The sequence below is a fragment of the Rhodococcus sp. O3 genome, assembly GCF_048897285.1.
Taxonomy (GTDB): domain Bacteria; phylum Actinomycetota; class Actinomycetes; order Mycobacteriales; family Mycobacteriaceae; genus Rhodococcus.
Genome location: NZ_JBMBTE010000015.1, coordinates 47,806 through 66,989, shown reverse-complemented (window position 1 = coordinate 66,989; position 19,184 = coordinate 47,806). Strand labels below are relative to the sequence as shown.

Sequence of the window (19,184 nt, the reverse complement as noted above, 5' to 3'; positions counted from 1 at the left end):
GAACTGCTCCCGGTCGAGAAGAACCTGCTGCGCGACGGCCCTCGGCTGCAGGCAGCGCTCGGTCAGCTCGAAGGGCTGTGGGCGGACGCGACGCGGAGTCTCGGCGCATCGGGCGAGGAGCGGGTGCGGGCACGGCAGGCGGCGGCGATCACCGCAGTCGGCCGCTGGATCTACCATTCCGCGTTGGCCCGCACCGAAACCCGCGGCATGAGCAAGCGCGCCGATCATCCCCACCTCGACCCCGCCCAGCATCACCACGTGCTGACGGGCGGGCTCGACACGGTATGGACGCGAACCGCTGCGGTCCGGAACTCGCTGCTGGTGGCGTCATGATCGAACTGCTCATCGCCGATGCCTGCATCGGCTGCGACAGGTGCGTCGACGCATGCCCGACCAACGTGTTCGAGCGCACCGCCACCGGGATTCCGGTCATCGCCCGGCAGAGCGACTGCCAGACTTGCTTCATGTGCGAGGCCTACTGCCCGACCGACGCGCTGTACGTGCATCCGCAGGCGACGCCGGTGTCCGAGGGGGACTTGGACGCCGAACACATCGGCCGGTACCGGGCCGAACTGGGATGGGGCAACGGTCGCGTCCCCGGTGCTCGTCGGGCGGTGGGTCCGAAACTGCCGCACGGGCCGTTGCCGCCGAGGCTTCCCGCCGCGGTCCTCGGTGATTCGGCATGACCGAGCAGCGCGTCGCGGTGCTCGGCGCCGGAGGTCGCGCGGGCAGTGCCGTTGTGAGAAGGATCCTGGCCGAAGGTCATTCGGTGACCGCGCTGGTGCGGTCGAGCGCGCGGCACGCGTGGTTGGCCGAGCGTGGGGTCACCGTCGTTGAAGGAGACGCCACCGATTCGGCCGATGTGGCACGCGCGCTCGCCGATGCGGATGCGGTCGTCAACGCCGTGACACCGTTCTCGGCGCCGCCCCCGTCGTTCGACGGATTCGACGAGACGTTCTACGAGCGGGTGCTGGGCGCGGTCCTGGCCGGTCGACGCTCACCCGACGTGCGGATCGTGACCGTGGGATTGTTCGCGAACCTGCAGTTGCCGGACGGTCGCGAGGTGTCGGATGTCGCCGATCTCTTTCCACCGGCGCTGCTTCCGTTCGCCCGCGCCCACGCGGGTGAGCGCACGGTTCTGTCGCAGGCGGATCCGGCGCCGGACTGGCTGATCGTCACCCCACCCGCGGGTCTGTCACCCGACGCGGCCGACGCGTCGGGGTACGCGCTGACCGAGGTCGTCGGCCCGGAAGCGCTGGGCGCGGTGCTGTCGTACGAGACGCTCGCGGCCGCTGTGGTCGACGAGATCGTCAGGCCCACGGTTCGGCACCGTCAGGTGCTGGTCGTGCCGGCGACCTGACTCCACCAAGCCTGCATCATCGATGGTTGCCGGCCGGAGAAGGCGCCGAAGCGCACCGTCTCCGGCCGGCAACGCTGTCATACGTGGTCGTCGCCCCACGGGATCGGTAGGCCGAGGTTGCCGCGCAGGGTTGTCGACTCGTACTCCCGCCGGAAGATGCCGCGGCGCTGCAATTCCGGAACCAGTTGGTCGACGATCAGCTCGAGACCGCTCGGGAAGTAGTCGGCGTTGAGGTTGAAACCGTCGGCACCGCGCCCGCGGAACCACTCCTCGATGGAATCCGCGACTTGCTCGGGTGTTCCGACGAGGACCCGGTGCCCGTTCGGATTGCGCGCGAGCAGTTCCCGGACCGTCAACTCTTCCCGCCGCGCGAGATCGAGGATCGCATTCGCGAACCCCTGACTCACCCCGGCCCGAGCAGAAACGTCCTCGATCTTGTCCCACGGCAACGCAGCATCGAGTGCCAGGTCGCCCGGGTCCAGACCGAGTGTCCTGCTGAGCGATTCGAGTTCCTCCTCGAATCCGGCGATCTCGTCGAGCCGGTTCTTCCGTTCGCGCGCCTCCTTCTCGGTGCTGCCCAGAACGGGGAACAAGCCGGGGAGGATGAGGATGTCGTCCGGTGAACGACCGTGACCGGCGGCCTTCGACTTGACCGTCCGATAGAAGTCCTGCGCTGCGGCCAGCGTGTGATTGACGGTGAAGACCGCGTCCGCGTGCCGGGCCGCGAGTTCGATGCCCTGCGGCGAACCGCCCGCCTGAAGGAGGACGGGTCGGCCCTGCGGTGAGCGCGGAACGTTGAGTGCCCCGCGAACCCGGAAGTGCTCGCCCTCGAAATCGATCGGGTGAATGCGTGCGGCGTCGGCGAACTTCCCGGAACTCTGATCGGCGACCAGCGCATCACGTTCCCAGGAGTTCCACAGCGCCTTGACGACTCGGACCGATTCCTCGGCGCGACCGTAGCGGACGTCGTGGTCGGGCACGGCGTCGAGTCCGAACAGCCTCGCGGAGGAGAGCGCGCGGGTCGCGACGACATTCCATGCCACACGCCCACCGGACGCGTAGTCGAGGGAGGCGATCTTGCGTGCGATGTTGTACGGGTGATCGAAACTCGACGACACGGTCGCGACCAGGCCGATGTGCTCGGTCGCCCGCGCGACCGCGGTGAGCGGAACGATCGGGTCGAGTGCCTGCCACGGTCGCGTGATGTTCGGCGCGGAGTAGTCGAAGCCGTCGGAGAAGAACACGGCGTCGAGGCGGCCGCGTTCGGCGAGCCGCCCGATCTCCTCGTAGTAGCCCAGATCGAGGAACGAGAGCGGATCGTTCTGTACGCGCCACGAGGCCGGGTGCCGGCCGCTGTTGTTGACGTTGATGTTGAGATGCAGCCTGCGTTCGGTCACCGGGCGCTCCCGTAGAAGCCGACCGGATCGTCCGCGGCGTTCTCGAGGTCCGCGAGCGGAAGCAACGGCCGCGCGAGGCTCCAGGCGTCTGCGACTTCCTCGTCGATCAGCCACTTGCCGAGCGAATACGGCTTCCAGCGGACCGCATCGTGCAGGGTGTGGGTGCGGGCATCGCGCCAGTAACGGTCCAGGCCGAACGCCGGCTTGGTCGAACTCGAGCCACCGACGTCGAACAGGTCGGACGTCACGCTCAGTGCGGTGCGGGTGCTGAGCACCTTCGCCTGGACCACTTCGTAGAACACGTCGATGACAGTGCTCAAGACGGTGTCGGGACCGAGGGAGTCCAGCCGCTGTGCCGCGGATTCGACGAGCCGTCGCGCGGCGGTCGTCGCGATCCGCAGTTCGCCGAGGTGCGCGACGCCCAGCACGTCGTCGCGGAATTCGGCGGCACCGCTTCCGCGTCCGCCGTGGACTCGCCGAGCGAGTGCCAGCGCCTCGTACAGCGCGCCCTCCGCGAGGCCGGTGTCGATCGCCGCGTGGATCAGCTGGGAGAGCGCCGAGATGCGATAGGTCGTCGCCGGATCCGACGAGCGGGGGAGGAGCTGGATCGGTTGCACCTCGACATCGTCGAACTCCGCGGAACCCGAACCGGTCGTCCTCTGACCGAAGCTGTCCCAGTCGTCGTGGATGACGACGCCCTTGTCGCCGGGCCGCACCACGACCGTCTCCTGCCCGCCTGCCTCGTTGCGGGCCTGGACCGCGATGAAGTTGCCGAAGAGCGAGCCGGTCGCGTAGACCTTCCGTCCGGACAGGTACAGACTGCCGTCGCGCTCGACGACCGTGGTGTGCGCTTCACCCGGCCGGCGCTCGCCCGGTTCTGCGGTCGCGTTACCGAAGATCGCCCCGCTGCCGAGTTCGCGCAGGTAGAACTCGCGCTGCTCGGGTGACCCGGACAGCAACAGCCGTTCGACGGTCGCGAAATGGTTCTGCGGAACCTGGCCGAGGCTCCCGTCCACGGAGGACACCGCGATGATCGCCTGGATCAGGGTCCGGCGGTCGAACCCCAGCCCGCCGAACTCGACGGGCACGTTCAATGCCCAGAACTTGATGTTGCGCAGTTGCTCGGCCTCGTCGAAGGGGTAGCGGCGTTCCCTGTCCCGCGACGGTGCCTCGTCGCGGAAGGTTGCGACGAGTGCCCGGAGTTCCTCGAGGAACCGTGCGGATGCTTCTTCGCCGGTCGCTCCCGTCACCGTTGCACTTGCGGCCACGCGGGGGTCCGCCTGTGCCGCGGTCACGACGCGATCTCCGCGAAGGCGAAGTGCGGATCGCCGCTGGTCGTCTCCAGCAGCGCGAGTTCCCACTCGAAATACTCGGCGTACCAGCGGTCCCGCTCGGGACCGAACGGGGGCGGTCCGGTGCGGTCGGCGATCTCACCGGCGTAGTGCGGATCATCGGTTGTGAGTGTTTCCGCGGCGTCGATTCCGCCGGCCAGGACTACTACGGACGCCGGCACTTCGGAGACGACGTGTTCCGGCGAGTACCGGTCGTTCCCGACGAGCACGAGTGTCGCGTCCGGTGCCTTCTCGGCGATCTGGGTGAGTTGCTCGCGGCGGGCGTGTACCGAGCCCGGGATGTGTCCGGCGGCATAGTCGGCGGAGGGCCGCAGGTCCACGACAAGATGGTCGGTGCCGTCGGTTCGCCACTGCTCGAGCTCGGACCGGTCCACGTGCTGCGCGTCCGGAAGAGGGAGCGCACGACGCGGATGATCGAGTACCGCGTCCTCGGTGTACGCGACAACCGACAAGGGGCCGGTGTGCAGGTATCGCAGCCACTGAACGGTGCTCGCGGCCCGCACGAAGTCCTGATCGTCGACGAGGACGACGTGGGCGTTCGGGACGGCGATGTGGTTGTCGACCTGCTGCACCAGCTGTCCGCCCGGCGCGGACACGCTGACCTCGAAATGGCCGGCCGCGAACTCTGCGGGCGTGCGAACGTCGAAGACATAGGTGGTCGTGGACGCATCGGCCAGGCGTTCCTGGACGGCGTCGGGAGAGAGGACCTGCACACCGGCCTTGTCGAAGGTGGCACGCACCCATGCGGCGAGCTCGTCCGAGACGTCCTGCGGTGCCGGAAGTGCCTGCTCGTCACCGAAGGCGAGAGAACGCCCGGACTGCTCCCACGCGGGGGTGCCGTTGTAGAGGGAGAAGACCTGGTTGGCGATGCCCGTGTTGATCAGGGACTGGGCGCCCACGATGCCGCGCGTGCGCCCTGCGCAGTTGATGACGACCTTGGTGTCGGGACTTTTCACGACACTGCCTGCACGATAAGCGATCTCGGCTCCGCCGCCGGTGTCGTATCCACCCGGAATGTGGTGGTGCAGGTACTCGGTCGTCGGTCGGCTGTCGAGAATGACGACGTCGTCGCCCTGCTCGATCCAGCCCTGCACGGTCGTGCTGTCGACGGTGGGAGTGGAGAACTCGTGTTCGATCCACTCGCCCAGGGTCTTGCTGCGCACGTTCGTGCCCGTGTAGAGGCGACCACCGGCGTTCGTCCATCCGGTGAGACCGTCCTCGAGCACCCGGACGTCGCTGTAGCCGAGAGATTCGAGCAGGTCGGCAGCGGGTCCGTCGGTATCCGGCTCGCCGGCCAGTACCACGGTGGTGGCAGTGCCGGGAACCAGATCGACGATGCGCTGCTCGATCTCGTGGAACGGCAGAGACGCGCTGACCGCGATATGGCCCTTGCTGCGTTCCAACGGAGTGCGCACGTCCAGTACGGCGACGGCCGGGGCGCGATCGGACACGAGCTCGAGTAGGTCTTTCCCGGAGATGTATGTGGTCATCGGTTTCCTGTGAAGAGGCGGTTGGCGCTTCGTCTCGGACGAGCGAAGAAACGAAAGGAGGCTGCGCGCAAGGTGAGCGCAGACGACAGAATCTCGCGTCCGCGGGTTCCCCGACAGGGTTGTGCTCAGTCTGGTTCGGATACGTGTCGATGCGCGGAAAAGTCCATCTCCCATCCTGATTCAGGGTGATCGGAACTCTCGGTGAACCTCGGCGCTCGACCTAGCCTCGATCACGGGTGCCGTTGCGGCCCCGCGACTGCGACCCCGAGGAAGGTGCTGGACCGATCATGTCCACATTGATTCTGAATTCGGTGATTCGTGCGATCGGATTCACGCAAGGCGGCTGGCGGCACCCGTCGGCGAAGCCCGAGGGGGCTCTCGACCTCGACTACTACCGTGAGTACGCGGCACTGTCCGAGCGGGGACTGTTCGACGGATTGTTCGTTGCGAACACCCCGGCGGTCCCGGACAACGACTGGGCCTATCTCTTCTCACCCCTCGAACCGGTCTCGCTGTTGTCCGCGCTCGCACCGTCGACATCGCACATCGGTCTCATCGCCACCGTGTCGTCGACGTTCACACACCCGTACAACATCGCCCGGCAGATCGCCACGCTCGACCATCTCAGTGGCGGGCGAGCGGGAGTCAACATCGTCACCACCGGATCGGAATCGGCGGGACGGAACTTCGGATTCGATGCGCTGCCACCCCACGCGGATCGGTACGAACAGGCCGACGAGTACATCGACGTCCTGCTCCGGCTGTGGGACAGCTGGGGCGACGACGCGATCGTCCTCGACAAGGCCGCAGGCGTACAGGTGAACACGGCGTCGGTGGTGCCCATCGACCATCGCGGCACGCATTTCGCCGTGAAAGGCCCGCTGGACACGCCGCGTTCACCACACGGTCGCCCGCTGTTGTTCCAGTCCGGTGCCTCGGACCGGGGCAGACAGCTGGCCGCCAAGTATGCCGACGCCGTCTACTCGGTCGCGCAGGACATCCGGCAGGCACGGGACTTCCGCAGTTCACTCCACGCTCTTCAGCGCGGTGGAACCTCGTCGAGGCCGCCGGTGAGGGTCCTGCCCGGTCTCATCCCGATCGTCGGCAGTACGCAGCGGGAGGCCGAGCGACTGCACGAGGAGATCAGTTCGCTCAATCCACCGGAGCGCGGAATCGCGGCCCTCGAACAGCGCCTGGGCATCGACCTCGGCGGAATCGAACTCGACTCGCCGTTCCCGGTCGATCGGCTTCCGGATCTGTCCGAGGTCGAGGGGAGCATCAGTTCGCACGAGTCGATCCGGCGGTTCGTGACCGGGCCCCAGGTCACCCTCCGTCATGTTCTGCGAGTGACCGACGCGGGCAACAGCCACCTGCGATTCGTGGGATCCCCGGAGTTCGTGGCCGATCGGATCGAGGAGTGGTTCACCACCGGCGCGGCGGACGGTTTCAACATCAACCCGGCGATCACGCCGTCGGGTCTCGTGGACTTCGTCGAACACGTGGTGCCGTTGCTGCAGGAGAAGGGCATCTACAAGCGCGCCTACGAGGGTGCGGCGCTGCGCGCCGCGTTCGCCTGAGCGCTCCACGTCGCTTTCGGTGGAGAGTTTCGGCCAGGGCGAAGTAATTCATTGAGGCCCGGGACCAAGGGCCCTACCGTCTGTCGGGAATGCGGACGGCCGTCGAGTCTCGCACGGATCGGCTGGCGCCGATTTCGAAAGTCAGCAACACAGTGAGGAATTCATGTCACGCGTAAAGAAGCTGGTCGCCGGCCTGATTGCGGCGGGCGTACTGGCAGGATGCTCGCAAGGTGGACAGTCGGCCTCGACGGGACCGTCCGGTGAACCGCAGCAGGGCGGAACGGTCGTCTACTCCGACGTCATGTACGTGACGGACGCCCTCAGCGGCTTCTACTCGACCGGCAACCTGTTCCTGCAGATCGTGGACCGTCTGGTCTACACCGATCCGAGGAACGGTGAGATCACACCATGGCTGGCCGAGAGTTTCTCCCGGAACGAGGACGCCACCGTGTACACATTTACGATCCGGGACGGTGTGACCTTCAGCGACGGAACTCCGCTGACGGCCGACATAGTCAAGGCGAACCTCGATCAGGTCGGAAAGGGCGACCCCGACAAGAAGATTCCCGCGTTCACGGACCTCGTCGGCTACGACCGCTCCGAGGTTTCCGGTAACACGGTGACCGTGTACCTGTCCGCACCCAACACGAACTTCTACCGGGTCGTGGCCGGTCACCGCGCCGGAATCCGTGCGGCGTCGACGCTCGCGCTCGACTACGAGGGCCAGGCCAAGATCGAGAACGTCGTCGGTTCGGGCGCTTTCGTCTACGAATCCCACGTGCCCGACCAGAAGGTCGTGCTGACCCGGCGCGACGACTACGCGTGGCCGCCCGCAGTGTCCCCGAACCAGGGGCCGGCGTACCTCGACAAGATCGAGATCCGTGCGATCGGCGAGCCGGGACTGCGTGCCGGGGCGGTGCAGTCCGGACAGGTCGACGTCGCGCGCGGAATCCAGCCGACCGACGAAGCGGGGCTCGCCGCCGCGGGTAAGCAGGTCATTCCCGTTTCGGCCCCATTGCTGACCTCCAACATCGCCGCTGTCCGCATCGGCAACGAGGACGTGAGCGATGTGCGCGTGCGCCGGGCCCTCCAACTGGGCATCGACCGCGACGCCCTCGTGGCCACCGTTCTGTCCGACAGCTACCGGGCAGCGGATTCGGTTCTGAACCACGACGATCCCGCGTTCGTCGACCTCGGCGACAAGATCGAGTACAACCCCGACGAGGCTGCACGGCTGCTCGACGAGGCCGGCTGGAAGGTCGGGCCCGACGGCATCCGCGAGAAGGACGGCAGGCCGCTCGAGCTGAGTGTGTCCGCGTCGGTGCAGAGCGTGGTGATCAAGCCGGCATTCGAGTTCATCGAGTCGCAGTGGCGCGACCTCGGTATCAAGCTCGTCAACAACGCAGGCGACACCACCGCCTACAACATCGCCGTCGCCGACCCGAGCAAGCCGCTCCTGGGGACCAGGACGTACTACAACGTGGGCCTTGCATTGCTGTTCGGGCGCGACAAGAACACGCTGACGTTCGCCGCGGACGACGAGCTCATCGCGCTGTCCGGTCAGGAACTGTCCGCGACCGATCCGCAGAAGCGCAACGACGTTCTGGCGCAGGTGCAGCAGCAGGTCGTCGACAAGCACCTGGCGCTGGTGCTGTGGGACGAGGTGCAGGTGCACTCCGCCTCGCCGGACGTGCACATCGAGTTCACGAACCTGACCGAGCCGCTCTTCCAGAGTGCCTGGAAGTCCTCGCAGGCGGAGGGATAGATGACGAAGCCGAGGCGCGCGCGATGACGCGATACGTGCTCTCCAGGATCGGGCAGTCGCTGCTGGTGCTGCTGCTCGCGTACACCGTCGTGTTCTGGGGTGTGAGTATCCTCCCGTCCGATCCCGCCACGATCTTCGTGGCGAAGGGGGAAGGATACTTCAACCCGGAAGTCGTCGAGCAGGTCAAGCAGTTCTACGGTTACGACAAGCCTTTGCTCGCACAGTATTTCGGGCAGCTCGTGCAGCTGGCGAGCGGCAACTTCGGCTTCTCGCTGTCGAGTGGGCAAGCGGTCACCGATCGCATCGCCGACGTCGTCGGCGAGACGTTGAAGCTTGCCGGGACCGCAACCGTGTTCGCGATCGTCATCTCGGTCGGCATCGTCCTGCTGGCGACGACCAGCCGTTTCGAGCGACTGCGCAAGGCGGTGCGCAACATCCCGCCGCTGTTCAGCTCGGTACCGACCTTCTGGCTCGGCCTGGTGATCCTGCAGATCTTCTCGGTGCAACTCGGGTTGTTCTCGCTCTTCCCGGACGGTTCGGTGGCGTCGTTCGTCATACCGGCGCTGGTGCTCGCGGTCCCGATCTCGGCGCCGATCGCGCAGGTCCTGCTGAAGAATGCCGAAGCGACCATGCGGCTTCCCCACGTCGCCACGGCGCGTGCGAAGGGAGGAACACCCGGCTGGGTCATCCGCAAGCACGTGCTCAAGAACGCGGCCGGACCGGCTCTCACCGTCACCGCAACCACCGTCGGTGCCCTCCTGGGCGGATCGGTGGTCACCGAGACCGTCTTCTCGCGGGCCGGCCTCGGCTCGGTTCTGATGGACGCTGTTGCAACACAGGATATCTCCCTCATTCAGGGACTCGTCCTGCTCACAACGGTCGCCATCGTCGCGATCAACCTCGCCGTCGACCTGATCTATCCGATCCTCGATCCACGAGTAACCAGGACCCAGAGCAAGGGTTTCAGCACTCGCCTAGGCAGGTTCCAATGAGTGAATCGACATCGGAGCGGATCGTCGTCGATCCCGAAGTCTCCGAAGACCGTGCAGGGGTGCTCGGCGTCGTGCGCGGTCTTCCGTTGCCGGTGCTGCTCTCCGCGTCGTTACTCGTCGTCGTGGTGCTCTGGACGCTGGTGCCCGGGTTGTTCACCTCGTTCGACCCGCTCACCGGCAACCATGTGGACAAGTTCCAGCCGCCGAGCTGGGAACACTGGTTCGGTACCGACCACCTCGGACGCGACGTCCTCACCCGCGTCGTGCACGGCACATCGCAGACCGTCCTGACGGCCGGTATCGCCGTCGCAGTCGGCCTGGTGATCGGCAGCGTCATCGGGATCCTCGCCGGGGTGTCCGGACCGGTCGTCGACGCCGTCGGTATGCGCATCAGCGACGTGCTGCTGGCTCTGCCGGGCTTCCTGGTGTCGATCTGGATCGTCACCGCGTACGGGGCGGGACGGCTGTCCGTCGGAATCGGTGTGGGTATCGGCTCGATCGCGATCTTCGCGCGGGTGTTCCGGGCGGAGGTGCTCCGGGTGCGCGCACTCGACTACGTCGAAGCGGCGTTCCTGTCCGGGGCGAGCCGATGGGCGGTGATCCGCAAGCACATTCTGCCGAACGCCGTGGGAGCGGTGGTCGCGCTCGCGGTCATCGACCTGAGTGCCGCCATCCTGGCGATCGCGGCGCTCGGCTATCTCGGATACAGCGCCCCGCCGCCGACTCCGGAGTGGGGCCTGCTCGTGGCCGAAGGACGCAACTACATCGCCACCGCGTGGTGGCTGACAACGCTGCCGGGCATCGTGATCCTGCTGGTGATCATCGCGCTCGGTGTGGTCAGCAGGCGGTTGCTCGCGGCCAACAGAATCTGACCACGGATCCAACCACGGGAGCCAGAATCCACATGTCCGAACCGCTACTCGACATCGAAGATCTCGTCGTCACCTACGGTGCCGGCGACACCGCCAAGGTCGCACTCGACCACGTGAGCCTGAGACTGGAGAAGGGGCAGTTCACCGCCGTTGTCGGCGAATCGGGCTCGGGTAAGACGACCTTGGCGAACGTGGTGGTCGGTCTGCTTCCCGAGTCGGCGCACACGCATGCGACCACCGCGGTCCTCGACGGACACGGCATCCTGGGGCTGTCCGAACGGCAGTGGAGCGGGTTGCGCGGCAGCACGGTCGGTTTGGTACCGCAGGATCCGGGGGCGTCCCTGAATCCGGTGCGTACGATCGGAGCGCAGCTCGCCGAGGTGTTCGAACTCCGGAATCTGAAGCTGAGCCGCAGCGAGGTACGTCGCCGCAGCATCGAGTTGCTGGAGCAGGTCGAGATCGACAACCCGGAACGACGGCTCCGTCAATATCCCGGTGAACTGTCCGGTGGTATGCGGCAACGGGTCCTCATCGCGATCGCGTTCGGCCTCAATCCGAAGCTGCTCGTGGCCGACGAACCGACATCCGCGTTGGATGTCACGGTTCAGAGCCAGGTCCTGCGGGTGCTGGACCGGCTGGTCGCCGAGCACGGCACCACCGTCCTGTTCGTCACCCACGACATCGGCGTGGCGACCGACCACGCGTCGCGCATCGTGGTGATGAGGGACGGTCGGGTCGTCGAGCAGGGCGACGTCGAATCGGTGGTCACCGAGCCCCGGTCGGAGTACACGCGCACATTGATCGGCCGGATCCGGGAGGTCACACCGCCGGCGCCGCTGCCCACCCGCACCGATTCGGACGAGGTCGTCCGGGTATCCGCGATCACCAAGGAATTCCGGGTCAAGGGCCGGATCGTGCACCGGGCCGTCGACGGCGTCGACCTGTCGGTGCGGCGCGGCGAGACCGTCGCCCTGGTCGGCGAGTCCGGGTCGGGCAAGTCGACCACCGCGAAGATGATCATCGGACTGACAACACCGACCGGCGGCACGGTCGAAGTGCTCGGGCGGAACGTCGCCCGGCTCGGGCACCGCGAGCGACGCCACCACTGGCGCGAGGTCCAGTTCGTCTACCAGAACCCCGACTCCGCGCTGGACCCCCGATGGTCGATCCGGCAGATCCTCGACGAGCCGTTGCGCTCCTTCGGGATCGGCGACGCCGCGCTGCGAAAACAGCGGATCGAACAGGCCCTCGGCAGCGTGAACCTACCGGCGGGATCCCTCGACAAGTACGCCGCCGAACTGTCGGGAGGCCAGCGCCAGCGCGTCGCCATCGCGCGGGCACTGGTGGTCCGGCCGGAGATCGTCATTCTGGACGAGCCGCTCTCCGCCCTCGACGTGGTCACACAGGACCAGATCATTGCCCTCCTGATCGATCTGCAGCGCAATCTGGACCTGACGTACCTGTTCATCTCCCACGATCTTACGGTGGTCCGTCAGATCTCGCACAGAGTCGCCGTTCTCCGGTCGGGTCGGCTCGTCGAATTCGGCGACACGCAACGAGTGTTCGACGAACCGTCTTCGGAGTACACGCGCAATCTCATCGACTCCGTTCCGGGACAGCGGTTCCGGAGCTCGCTGCTCGTCGGAGCCTGATCACGGATCGCGCCGTCACCGATACTCGTATCGCGTGCCGCGGAACGGATCTCGTTCCGCGGCAAGCGATATGCTTTCGCGTCCGCCGCTCGGCCGGGACGCTCAGCTCTCGACGAGCAACCGGGTCGTTTCGAGACCGGGTGTGGTGGTTCCGAGACGTCGACGCAGACTGATGTCGTGCCCATTCTCGTTCTCGGGATCCCGGAAGATGCCGAGATCCCGTAGGCGCGGAAGGAGGTCGCGCCGGATCCGTTCGAAACTCGAGCCACCGAGAAGAATGAATCCGTCCGCTGCACCCTCGTCGATCCACTGCGCGATCGTCGCCGCCGCGTGCTCCGCGGTGCCGACGATCTGGAAGTGACCGAACGACGTCGCGTACCGCACGAGGAAGTCGCGCAGGGTGGCGTATTCGCCGGTCTCGATCCACCGGCGGTAGATGAGCGCTCGACTGACGCGCCGGCCCCGCTGCTCGAGTTCTGCCAGGGTGGGGAACCGGTCGAGCGGAATCGGATCGTCGAAGCCGAGGTCCGTGAGGTCCAGTTCCGGAATCTCGTAGCGGATCGCTTCACGTGCACGCTCGAGATCCCGATCGGTCAGTTCGGCGCGGTAGGCCGCTTTCGCATCCGTTTCGGTATCGCCCAGATAGATCCGGATTCCCGGCAGCACCTTCAGGTCGTCCGGGTGCCGCCCGTTGGCGACGACCGCGTCCTTGAGCTTCCTGTAGTAGCTCTGTCCCGACGCGAGATCGGGGCTCGCGACGAAGACGACTTCGGCGGATTCGGCAGCGAACTCGATCCCGATGTCGGATGCCCCGGCCTGCGCGATCACCGGGAACGACTGGGGTGCGGGTGGAAGGTCGAGGGCCTGCCGAACCCGGAAGTTCTCTCCCTCCCAGTCGATGTCCCGGACCCGGTCGGTGTCGACGTAGATCTCCGAGTCCGGGTCTGCGATGATCGCGTCGGGATCCCACGACTTCCACAGCGCCTTGGTGACGCCGAGGAATTCCCGGGCCCTGCGGTACCGGTCGTGCGGGGCGGGAAGGGTGGTGTATCCGTAGTTGACCTCACCGTTGAACGACGTCACGACGTTCCAGCCCGCCCGGCCGCCCGACAGCCGATCGAGCGAGGTGAGTTCCCGGGCCACCGTGTAGGGCTCACTGAACTGCGTGGACAGCGTGATCACGAGACCGATCCGGTCGGTGTGTGCGGCCAGATACGTGGCCAGGGTGAGCGGCTCGAACGAGCGGGGGCCGTCGTACGCGATCTGTGTTCTGTTCAGTCCCGCGAAATCCGCGATGAACACCGCGTCGAAACCCAGGTGTTCCAGCTCGCGTGCGAACTCGGCCCTCGCTCGGTGATTGCCCTCCGATTCGGCCGGCGTCGACGAGAACTTCCATCGGGGAAAGCGATCGGCGAACCGAAATTCGGATGAGACGAAGAAGACGGACGGGTTTCTCTGGGGCACGATGTTCCTTACAGGTAGGTAAATCGCTATACGGCATGCATTTCCGCATTCGCGAGGCGGTATGTCGCAGGCAATGCTCGGACGAGCGTCGATCGAAGAGAAGCGTTTGCCTCCGCCTGAAGGTATTTCACGCAGGTCGTCTCGACGCCGGCGCGACTGCGGCAGAGGCCGGTTCAGAACCATCTCGAGCCTAACGATGGCAGGCGCCGGAATTCGGTGAGAGTTTCGACCGGTGGCCCTGGAGTCCCGGCCACGGCCATCTCTCGGGCCTGGGTACCGGAAATGCATGCGGAGGAGACGATTTCGGTGGGAACACGACCGCTGGTCGGGATCGACATCGACACTGCGGTGTTGTCGGAGTTGTTCGATCCGGCCGGCCCTTTGTCACCCCTCGAGGCGGGGGCACTTCTCGACGCGTCGGCGGTCGACTTCGCCATCCTGGGAGGCGACGTGCTCGATCCGCGGGTCGCGCCGGAGCAGCGGTTCGACGCGAGCGTCGTCGCCGCATTGCTGGCGGCGAACTCCCGCAGGATCGGTCTCGTCGTCGCAGCCGATCCTCGGGTTCATCACCCGTACAACCTCGCGCGGCGGCTCGCGTCGCTCGATCACCTGAGCGGGGGCAGGATCGGCTGGCTGGTGGGCGCCGGAGCATCGAGCGGCCCCGCCGAGGGCGTGGAGAGCCTGCTCGACGACGCGGTGACCGTCGCGCGCAAGCTGTGGGAGAGCTGGCCCGCCGACAGCATCGTCGCCGACCGCGAACGGGCCGTGTTCGTCGAGTCGGAACGCATCACCTTCATCGACCACGAGGGAGTGTTCTCGGTTTCGGGACCGCTCAACGTGCCGGAGCCGCCACAGCGGAAGCTACCGGTGTTCCGGTTCTCGGACACTGCGCCGGACTCGATCGCGGGCGCACCCGATGTCGTGATCGTGCGCGGCACCGACGAGGGCGCCCACCAGCAGATCCTCACGCTGCGTGAGGTCACGTGGAACGGCTCGTGGGACGTCGAGGCACCCGAGCGCGGCGGCGTGGTCGTCAGGATTCGTGACGTGCACGATCTCGAATCCGTTGCGACCGTCGCCGGACCGAGACCGCCCGGGGCCGGAGACACGACGCTCCGTGAGCGCCTCGGTCTGCCTGCGGCCTCTCGCATCCTCAGCGGGCACCGTCGCAGTCTGTTTCCCGTTTCGTAACCCCGAAAATTCGAAGGACATCATGACAACGCAATCCGTCGACCTACGGCCCGGTCCGGCAGACCGACTGTCACCGGGATCCGGTCGTTCACGCAGCGAGATCCTTTCGGTGATTGCCGCCGACGCACGGCGCCGCCGGGACGAGGGTGGTGGCGAACCGCCGCTCGCAGCTCTCGAACTGCTCCGCGAAGAGCGAATCGGCGCGGTGCGGGTTCCGGTGGAACTGGGTGGTGCCGGCTACTCGTTGCGCGATCTGTTCGACCTGATCATCGATCTCGCTGAGGCGGATCCGGACGTGCCGCACATTCTGCGGGTGCACTTCGCCTTCGTCGAGGAACTGTTCCGGGTACCGACCACCGAGAAGAAGCAGCGGTGGCTCGGTGAGGTTCTCGCCGGCTCCTTGTTCGGCGGCGCGAACTCCGAGCTGTCGTCCCGCGCGGTGGGCAAGTACGAGTTCGATACGACGCTCACCCCCGACGGTGACGGATACCGATTGAACGGCACCAAATTCTACAGCACGGGCACCGTGTTCTCCGACTACGTGAGGGTCACCGCAGGAGTGCCGGACGGCACCGTGCTCAGCGCGGTCGTTCCTACTCGTCGCGAGGGCGTCGAGCACCTCGACGACTGGGACGGAATCGGCCAGCGCCATACCGGCAGCGGGACAACGGTCTTCACCGACGTGCGGGTGGCAGAGGACGAAACCTTCCCGTTCCGCCTCGCCGGCGACACGCTGCGCGCACGGCAGTCGTTCCCGCAACTCGTTCTCCACGCCGTCGCAGCGGGCATTCTCCGATCCGTCGCCACCGATGCCGCCGAGCTCGTTCGCAGCCGGCGGCGTAGCTTCGCGTTCGCAACGGTCTCGGAGCCCCGTCACGATCCGCAGCTGCTGGAGATCATCGGCTCGCTGACCGCGACGGCGTTCGCGGCGGAATCGATCGTGCGCGCCGCTGCAGAAGCGCAGGACGAGGCGACCGCCGCTGCGCGGACGACCGGGATCGACCCGGCCCTCGAGGCGCGGGCCTCGATCCTGGCAGCGAAGGCGAAGGTGGCGATCGAGGAACCGGCACTGCGCGCCGCGTCCCGTCTCTTCGATGTGGGCGGTGCCTCCGCCACGCGGCAGTCGGCACACCTCGATCGGCATTGGCGAAACCTGCGCACCCTGTTCGCCCACAATCCGACGGCATACAAGGCGAGGGTCCTCGGTGACCTGTTCGTCAACGACACTCCTCTGCCCGACACCGGGTTCTTCTGAGCCGGAAAGGACATCCGAGATGACTCACTCGAACCGTCGGCTGGTCCTCAACGTCAACGTCCTCGACGTCGGTATTTCCCCGGGTGCCTGGACACTCGGCGTCGCACCGAACGCTTTTCTCGACGCATCCCACTTCGTGCGCATCGCGCAGGCAGCCGAACGGGGAACCCTGGACGGGTTCTTCCTGGCCGACAGCCCGGGATTCTGGGAGAACCCGAAGGTCAAACCCACCCGGGCCCTCGAACCGACCGCGGTCCTGGCAACGGTCGCCGCACACACGACGAACCTCGGATTGATCGGCACGGCATCGACGACCTTCAACGAGCCCTACGAGCTCGCGGAAAGATTCCTCTCGCTGGACGTCGCGAGTGGTGGGCGGGTCGCCTGGAACGTCGTGACGACCTATTCGCCGGTGGTGGGAGCGAACTTCGGGTTGCAGGCGCTCCCGGACCGCGAGGAGCGGTACGCCCGCGCCGCCGAATTCGTCGATGTCGTGACCGAGTTGTGGGAATCGGCTCTGACCGGTGTTCCCGTGAATCACCGCGGTCCCCGATTCGAGGTGTCCGGGCGTCTCGCGGTCGCGCCGTCGGCGCAGGGTTACCCGGCGCTGATCCAGGCGGGCGGATCGCCGGCAGGACGTGAACTCGCCGGACGTAGGGCGCACGGGGTCTTCACCGCGGAACTCACCCTGGCCGCCGGGATCGAGCACTACCGCTACGTCAAGGACGCGGCCGCCCGGGCGGGCCGGGACCCGGACCAGGTCAAGATCCTCCCGGGTCTGATCACCGTGATCGGGTCCACCGAGCGAGAAGCGATCGAACGTCACGAATCCCTGCGCGCGCACGTGCCCGCCGATTTCGGAGCCGAGCGGCTGAGCGGCACCTTGGGCGTCGACGTCACGACCCTGGACTGGGACGAGCCGATTCCGGCGCACGTTCTCGCGGTTCCCGAGGACCTCGACGCTTACCAGGGGTCGCTCGGGTTCCGGGAATCGGTGGTCGGACTCGCGCAGGAGGGCAATCTCTCGATCCGGCAGCTGCTGCGGTCCCTGAACGGCAGCGGAGGTCATCGCGCGATCATCGGCACCCCCGAACAGGTCGCGGACACCATCGAGGAATGGTTCCTCGCAGGAGCCGCAGACGGATTCAATCTGATGCCGGACGCGTTGCCGACCGGGCTGGACGAGTTCGTCGACCACGTCGTGCCGATCCTGCGCCGACGAGGGTTGTTCCGGCACGAGTACTCCGAGAAGACGCTCAGGGGTCGGTTCGGGGCGACGTTGCCGGCATTGCACGCCGTCGGGTAGCCCCGCGGACGCATCAGGGGGACGACAGGTCCGTGTAGGAGCAGACCGCAGGTCCGCGTGGAAAGGGACCAGAGGTCCGTGCCGTTCGGGAACACCGACGGCACGGACCTGTCGTCGTTTCGGACTCGTTTCGAAAGTCTCACGCGGGGAATCCGTCACGGAGATCCGAACTCTACGGGTATGGGACGAAGGGCTCTAGCATTGACGATATTCGGACGGTCCGCCCCGCATGTCGGGTCCTGCGGCCGCCGATTCGTATGTACATCGTCGACCCCGAGATCGGTTGCGAATCAGCAGTAGTCGATCCTCGGAGAGCCGGTGGCCATTCGGAACATCCTTCGGACAGAAAAGGTGATCATGCGCGAGACGCAGGCCGGCGTGTTCGGCAAATTGTGCCGCGGAGCAGCAACATTCGTCGTCACCGGGGTGGTGGCGGCCACCCTTGCCGCATGCGGCGGAGGTGAATCGGCCGTGGTTCAGGACGTGGACGGAAGCGTCTCGGATCCGAATAATCCGGTGTACTTCAAGTGGTCCGAGAACCCGAACAGCCCGTCGCTCGTCAAGATCGCCGACGAGCTGGGATTCTGGGACGAGGCGGGTATCCGGCCGGAGTATCTCGGTCACGTGGACGCCGGTCAGGTTCCGGCCCTGCTCGGAACCGGCGACGTCACCTTCGCCTACTTCATGTTCAACCGGGCGCTCTCGGCTGTCGCCGCCGGAGTGGATCTGAAAGTGATTGCGTCACTGACCTATACCACCGAGGACGAGCCGCACATGGAGTACTTCGTGCGCAAGGACTCGGACCTGAACCAGACGAACCTGAGGCAGCTCGAAGGCAAGACGGTCGGCTTGGCCTCCCTGAAGGGCTGCGCCGAATTCATCCTCAAGGACTACCTCGTCAAGAACGGTGTCGATGTCGACAAGGTCAAGTTCCTGACCCAGTCGGAGAGCCTGCTGCCGCAGTCCCTCGAGCAGGGGCAGATCGACCTCGCGGTGATCCATCCTCCGCTCAACGGTGTCCTCCGGACCAATGATGCGGTGCGGGTCGCCTTCTCGGACTACGACAACTCCGGCAGTGACGGTGGTCTGGCGCCGATCAGCGCGAGTGGAGAGTTCATCCGTCGATACCCAGCCCAGACAAGGGAATTCGTCGAGATCCTCGCCAAGACGGCGAACTGGGTGAATGCGAACCCGGACAAGCAGCAGGAGTTGGTGGCGCGGCTCACGGGACTGTCCGAGGATCAGGTCACCAAGTACTACTACACGAACAATCTGATCCTGGACAAGGAACAGACCGGCTTCTGGTGGGATCTGTCCGAGCGACTCGGGATCCTCACACCGGAGGAGGCCGCTCTCACCCCGGAAGACGTGGCCACCAACGAGTTCAATCCGTACGCACCGTCCGCCGCATTGATCGATTCGCAGTCGAGCAACACCGAAGTGCTGACCGATACCGAGTTCTGACCGGCCCGGTGCCGGTGACGAACGAAGGCAACCAAACGATGAGGAGG

Annotated in this window: 15 protein-coding genes and 1 pseudogene; 12 read left to right on the top strand and 4 right to left on the bottom strand. The window is 66.3% G+C overall.

From position 1 onward, the window contains the following. From ACN675_RS07430 to ACN675_RS07420, 3 genes and pseudogenes are all read left to right on the top strand, one after another. Positions 1-333: pseudogene (locus ACN675_RS07430) on the top strand (pyridine nucleotide-disulfide oxidoreductase); the annotation flags it as partial. After that, on the top strand, positions 330-686 hold the full coding sequence (locus tag ACN675_RS07425; RefSeq protein WP_420750236.1) for a 4Fe-4S binding protein: 357 nt from the start codon (positions 330-332) through the stop codon (positions 684-686). The pseudogene ACN675_RS07430 and the gene ACN675_RS07425, both read left to right, overlap by 4 nt. Beyond that, positions 683-1,360 (top strand): NAD(P)-dependent oxidoreductase, encoded by a 678-nt coding sequence (locus ACN675_RS07420; protein ID WP_420750235.1) that lies wholly within the window; start codon positions 683-685, stop codon positions 1,358-1,360. Before ACN675_RS07425 ends, ACN675_RS07420 begins: the two co-directional genes overlap by 4 nt. 77 nt (positions 1,361-1,437) lie before the next feature. On the opposite strand, the gene ACN675_RS07415 is transcribed toward ACN675_RS07420, so the two are convergent. The 3 genes from ACN675_RS07415 to ACN675_RS07405 are packed head-to-tail and all read right to left on the bottom strand — an operon-like array spanning position 1,438 to position 5,599. Beyond that, a complete protein-coding gene (locus ACN675_RS07415; protein ID WP_420750234.1) occupies positions 1,438-2,757 on the bottom strand; it encodes an LLM class flavin-dependent oxidoreductase in 1,320 nt (439 codons plus the stop codon). After that, entirely contained in the window at positions 2,754-4,052 is a 1,299-nt protein-coding gene (locus ACN675_RS07410; protein WP_420750233.1) for an acyl-CoA dehydrogenase family protein, read from the bottom strand. The genes ACN675_RS07415 and ACN675_RS07410 overlap by 4 nt, the downstream gene beginning before the upstream one ends. Next, a complete protein-coding gene (locus tag ACN675_RS07405) occupies positions 4,049-5,599 on the bottom strand; it encodes a rhodanese-like domain-containing protein (RefSeq protein ID WP_420750232.1) in 1,551 nt (516 codons plus the stop codon). Before ACN675_RS07405 ends, ACN675_RS07410 begins: the two co-directional genes overlap by 4 nt. Before the next feature lie 287 nt (positions 5,600-5,886). Between ACN675_RS07405 and ACN675_RS07400 the strand changes: the two genes are divergently transcribed. The 5 genes from ACN675_RS07400 to ACN675_RS07380 all read left to right on the top strand — a co-directional run bounded on the left by ACN675_RS07400 (position 5,887) and on the right by ACN675_RS07380 (position 12,457). Continuing rightward, entirely contained in the window at positions 5,887-7,176 is a 1,290-nt protein-coding gene (locus ACN675_RS07400; protein WP_197250762.1) for an LLM class flavin-dependent oxidoreductase, read from the top strand. 163 nt (positions 7,177-7,339) lie between these two features. Next, positions 7,340-8,941, top strand: a complete 1,602-nt coding sequence (locus ACN675_RS07395) for an ABC transporter substrate-binding protein (protein WP_420750231.1) — start codon at positions 7,340-7,342, stop codon at positions 8,939-8,941. 23 nt (positions 8,942-8,964) lie between these two features. Beyond that, the gene (locus tag ACN675_RS07390; protein WP_197250764.1) at positions 8,965-9,933 is read left to right on the top strand and encodes an ABC transporter permease; all 969 of its coding nucleotides are present in this window, start codon (positions 8,965-8,967) and stop codon (positions 9,931-9,933) included. Next, positions 9,930-10,805 carry an ABC transporter permease gene (locus ACN675_RS07385; protein WP_197250765.1) on the top strand — a complete coding sequence of 292 codons (876 nt, stop codon included), beginning with the start codon at positions 9,930-9,932 and terminating at the stop codon, positions 10,803-10,805. Before ACN675_RS07390 ends, ACN675_RS07385 begins: the two co-directional genes overlap by 4 nt. 32 nt (positions 10,806-10,837) lie before the next feature. Beyond that, positions 10,838-12,457 carry a dipeptide ABC transporter ATP-binding protein gene (locus ACN675_RS07380; protein ID WP_420750230.1) on the top strand — a complete coding sequence of 540 codons (1,620 nt, stop codon included), beginning with the start codon at positions 10,838-10,840 and terminating at the stop codon, positions 12,455-12,457. Between the two features lie 102 nt (positions 12,458-12,559). Here ACN675_RS07380 and ACN675_RS07375 read toward each other — a convergent pair whose 3' ends face one another. Continuing rightward, entirely contained in the window at positions 12,560-13,921 is a 1,362-nt protein-coding gene (locus ACN675_RS07375) for an NtaA/DmoA family FMN-dependent monooxygenase (protein ID WP_229581887.1), read from the bottom strand. A 306-nt stretch (positions 13,922-14,227) separates the two neighbouring features. Between ACN675_RS07375 and ACN675_RS07370 the strand changes: the two genes are divergently transcribed. From ACN675_RS07370 to ACN675_RS07355, 4 genes are all read left to right on the top strand, one after another. Continuing rightward, on the top strand, positions 14,228-15,112 hold the full coding sequence (locus ACN675_RS07370; RefSeq protein WP_349536248.1) for an LLM class flavin-dependent oxidoreductase: 885 nt from the start codon (positions 14,228-14,230) through the stop codon (positions 15,110-15,112). Positions 15,113-15,134: 22 nt separating this feature from the next. Beyond that, positions 15,135-16,367: an acyl-CoA dehydrogenase family protein gene (locus ACN675_RS07365; protein ID WP_229581889.1), complete on the top strand. Its 1,233-nt coding sequence runs from the start codon at positions 15,135-15,137 to the stop codon at positions 16,365-16,367. A 19-nt stretch (positions 16,368-16,386) separates the two neighbouring features. Next, a complete protein-coding gene (locus ACN675_RS07360) occupies positions 16,387-17,673 on the top strand; it encodes an LLM class flavin-dependent oxidoreductase (protein ID WP_420750229.1) in 1,287 nt (428 codons plus the stop codon). Positions 17,674-18,030: 357 nt separating this feature from the next. Continuing rightward, positions 18,031-19,137 (top strand): ABC transporter substrate-binding protein, encoded by a 1,107-nt coding sequence (locus tag ACN675_RS07355; protein WP_197250770.1) that lies wholly within the window; start codon positions 18,031-18,033, stop codon positions 19,135-19,137. Positions 19,138-19,184: the final 47 nt, after the last annotated feature.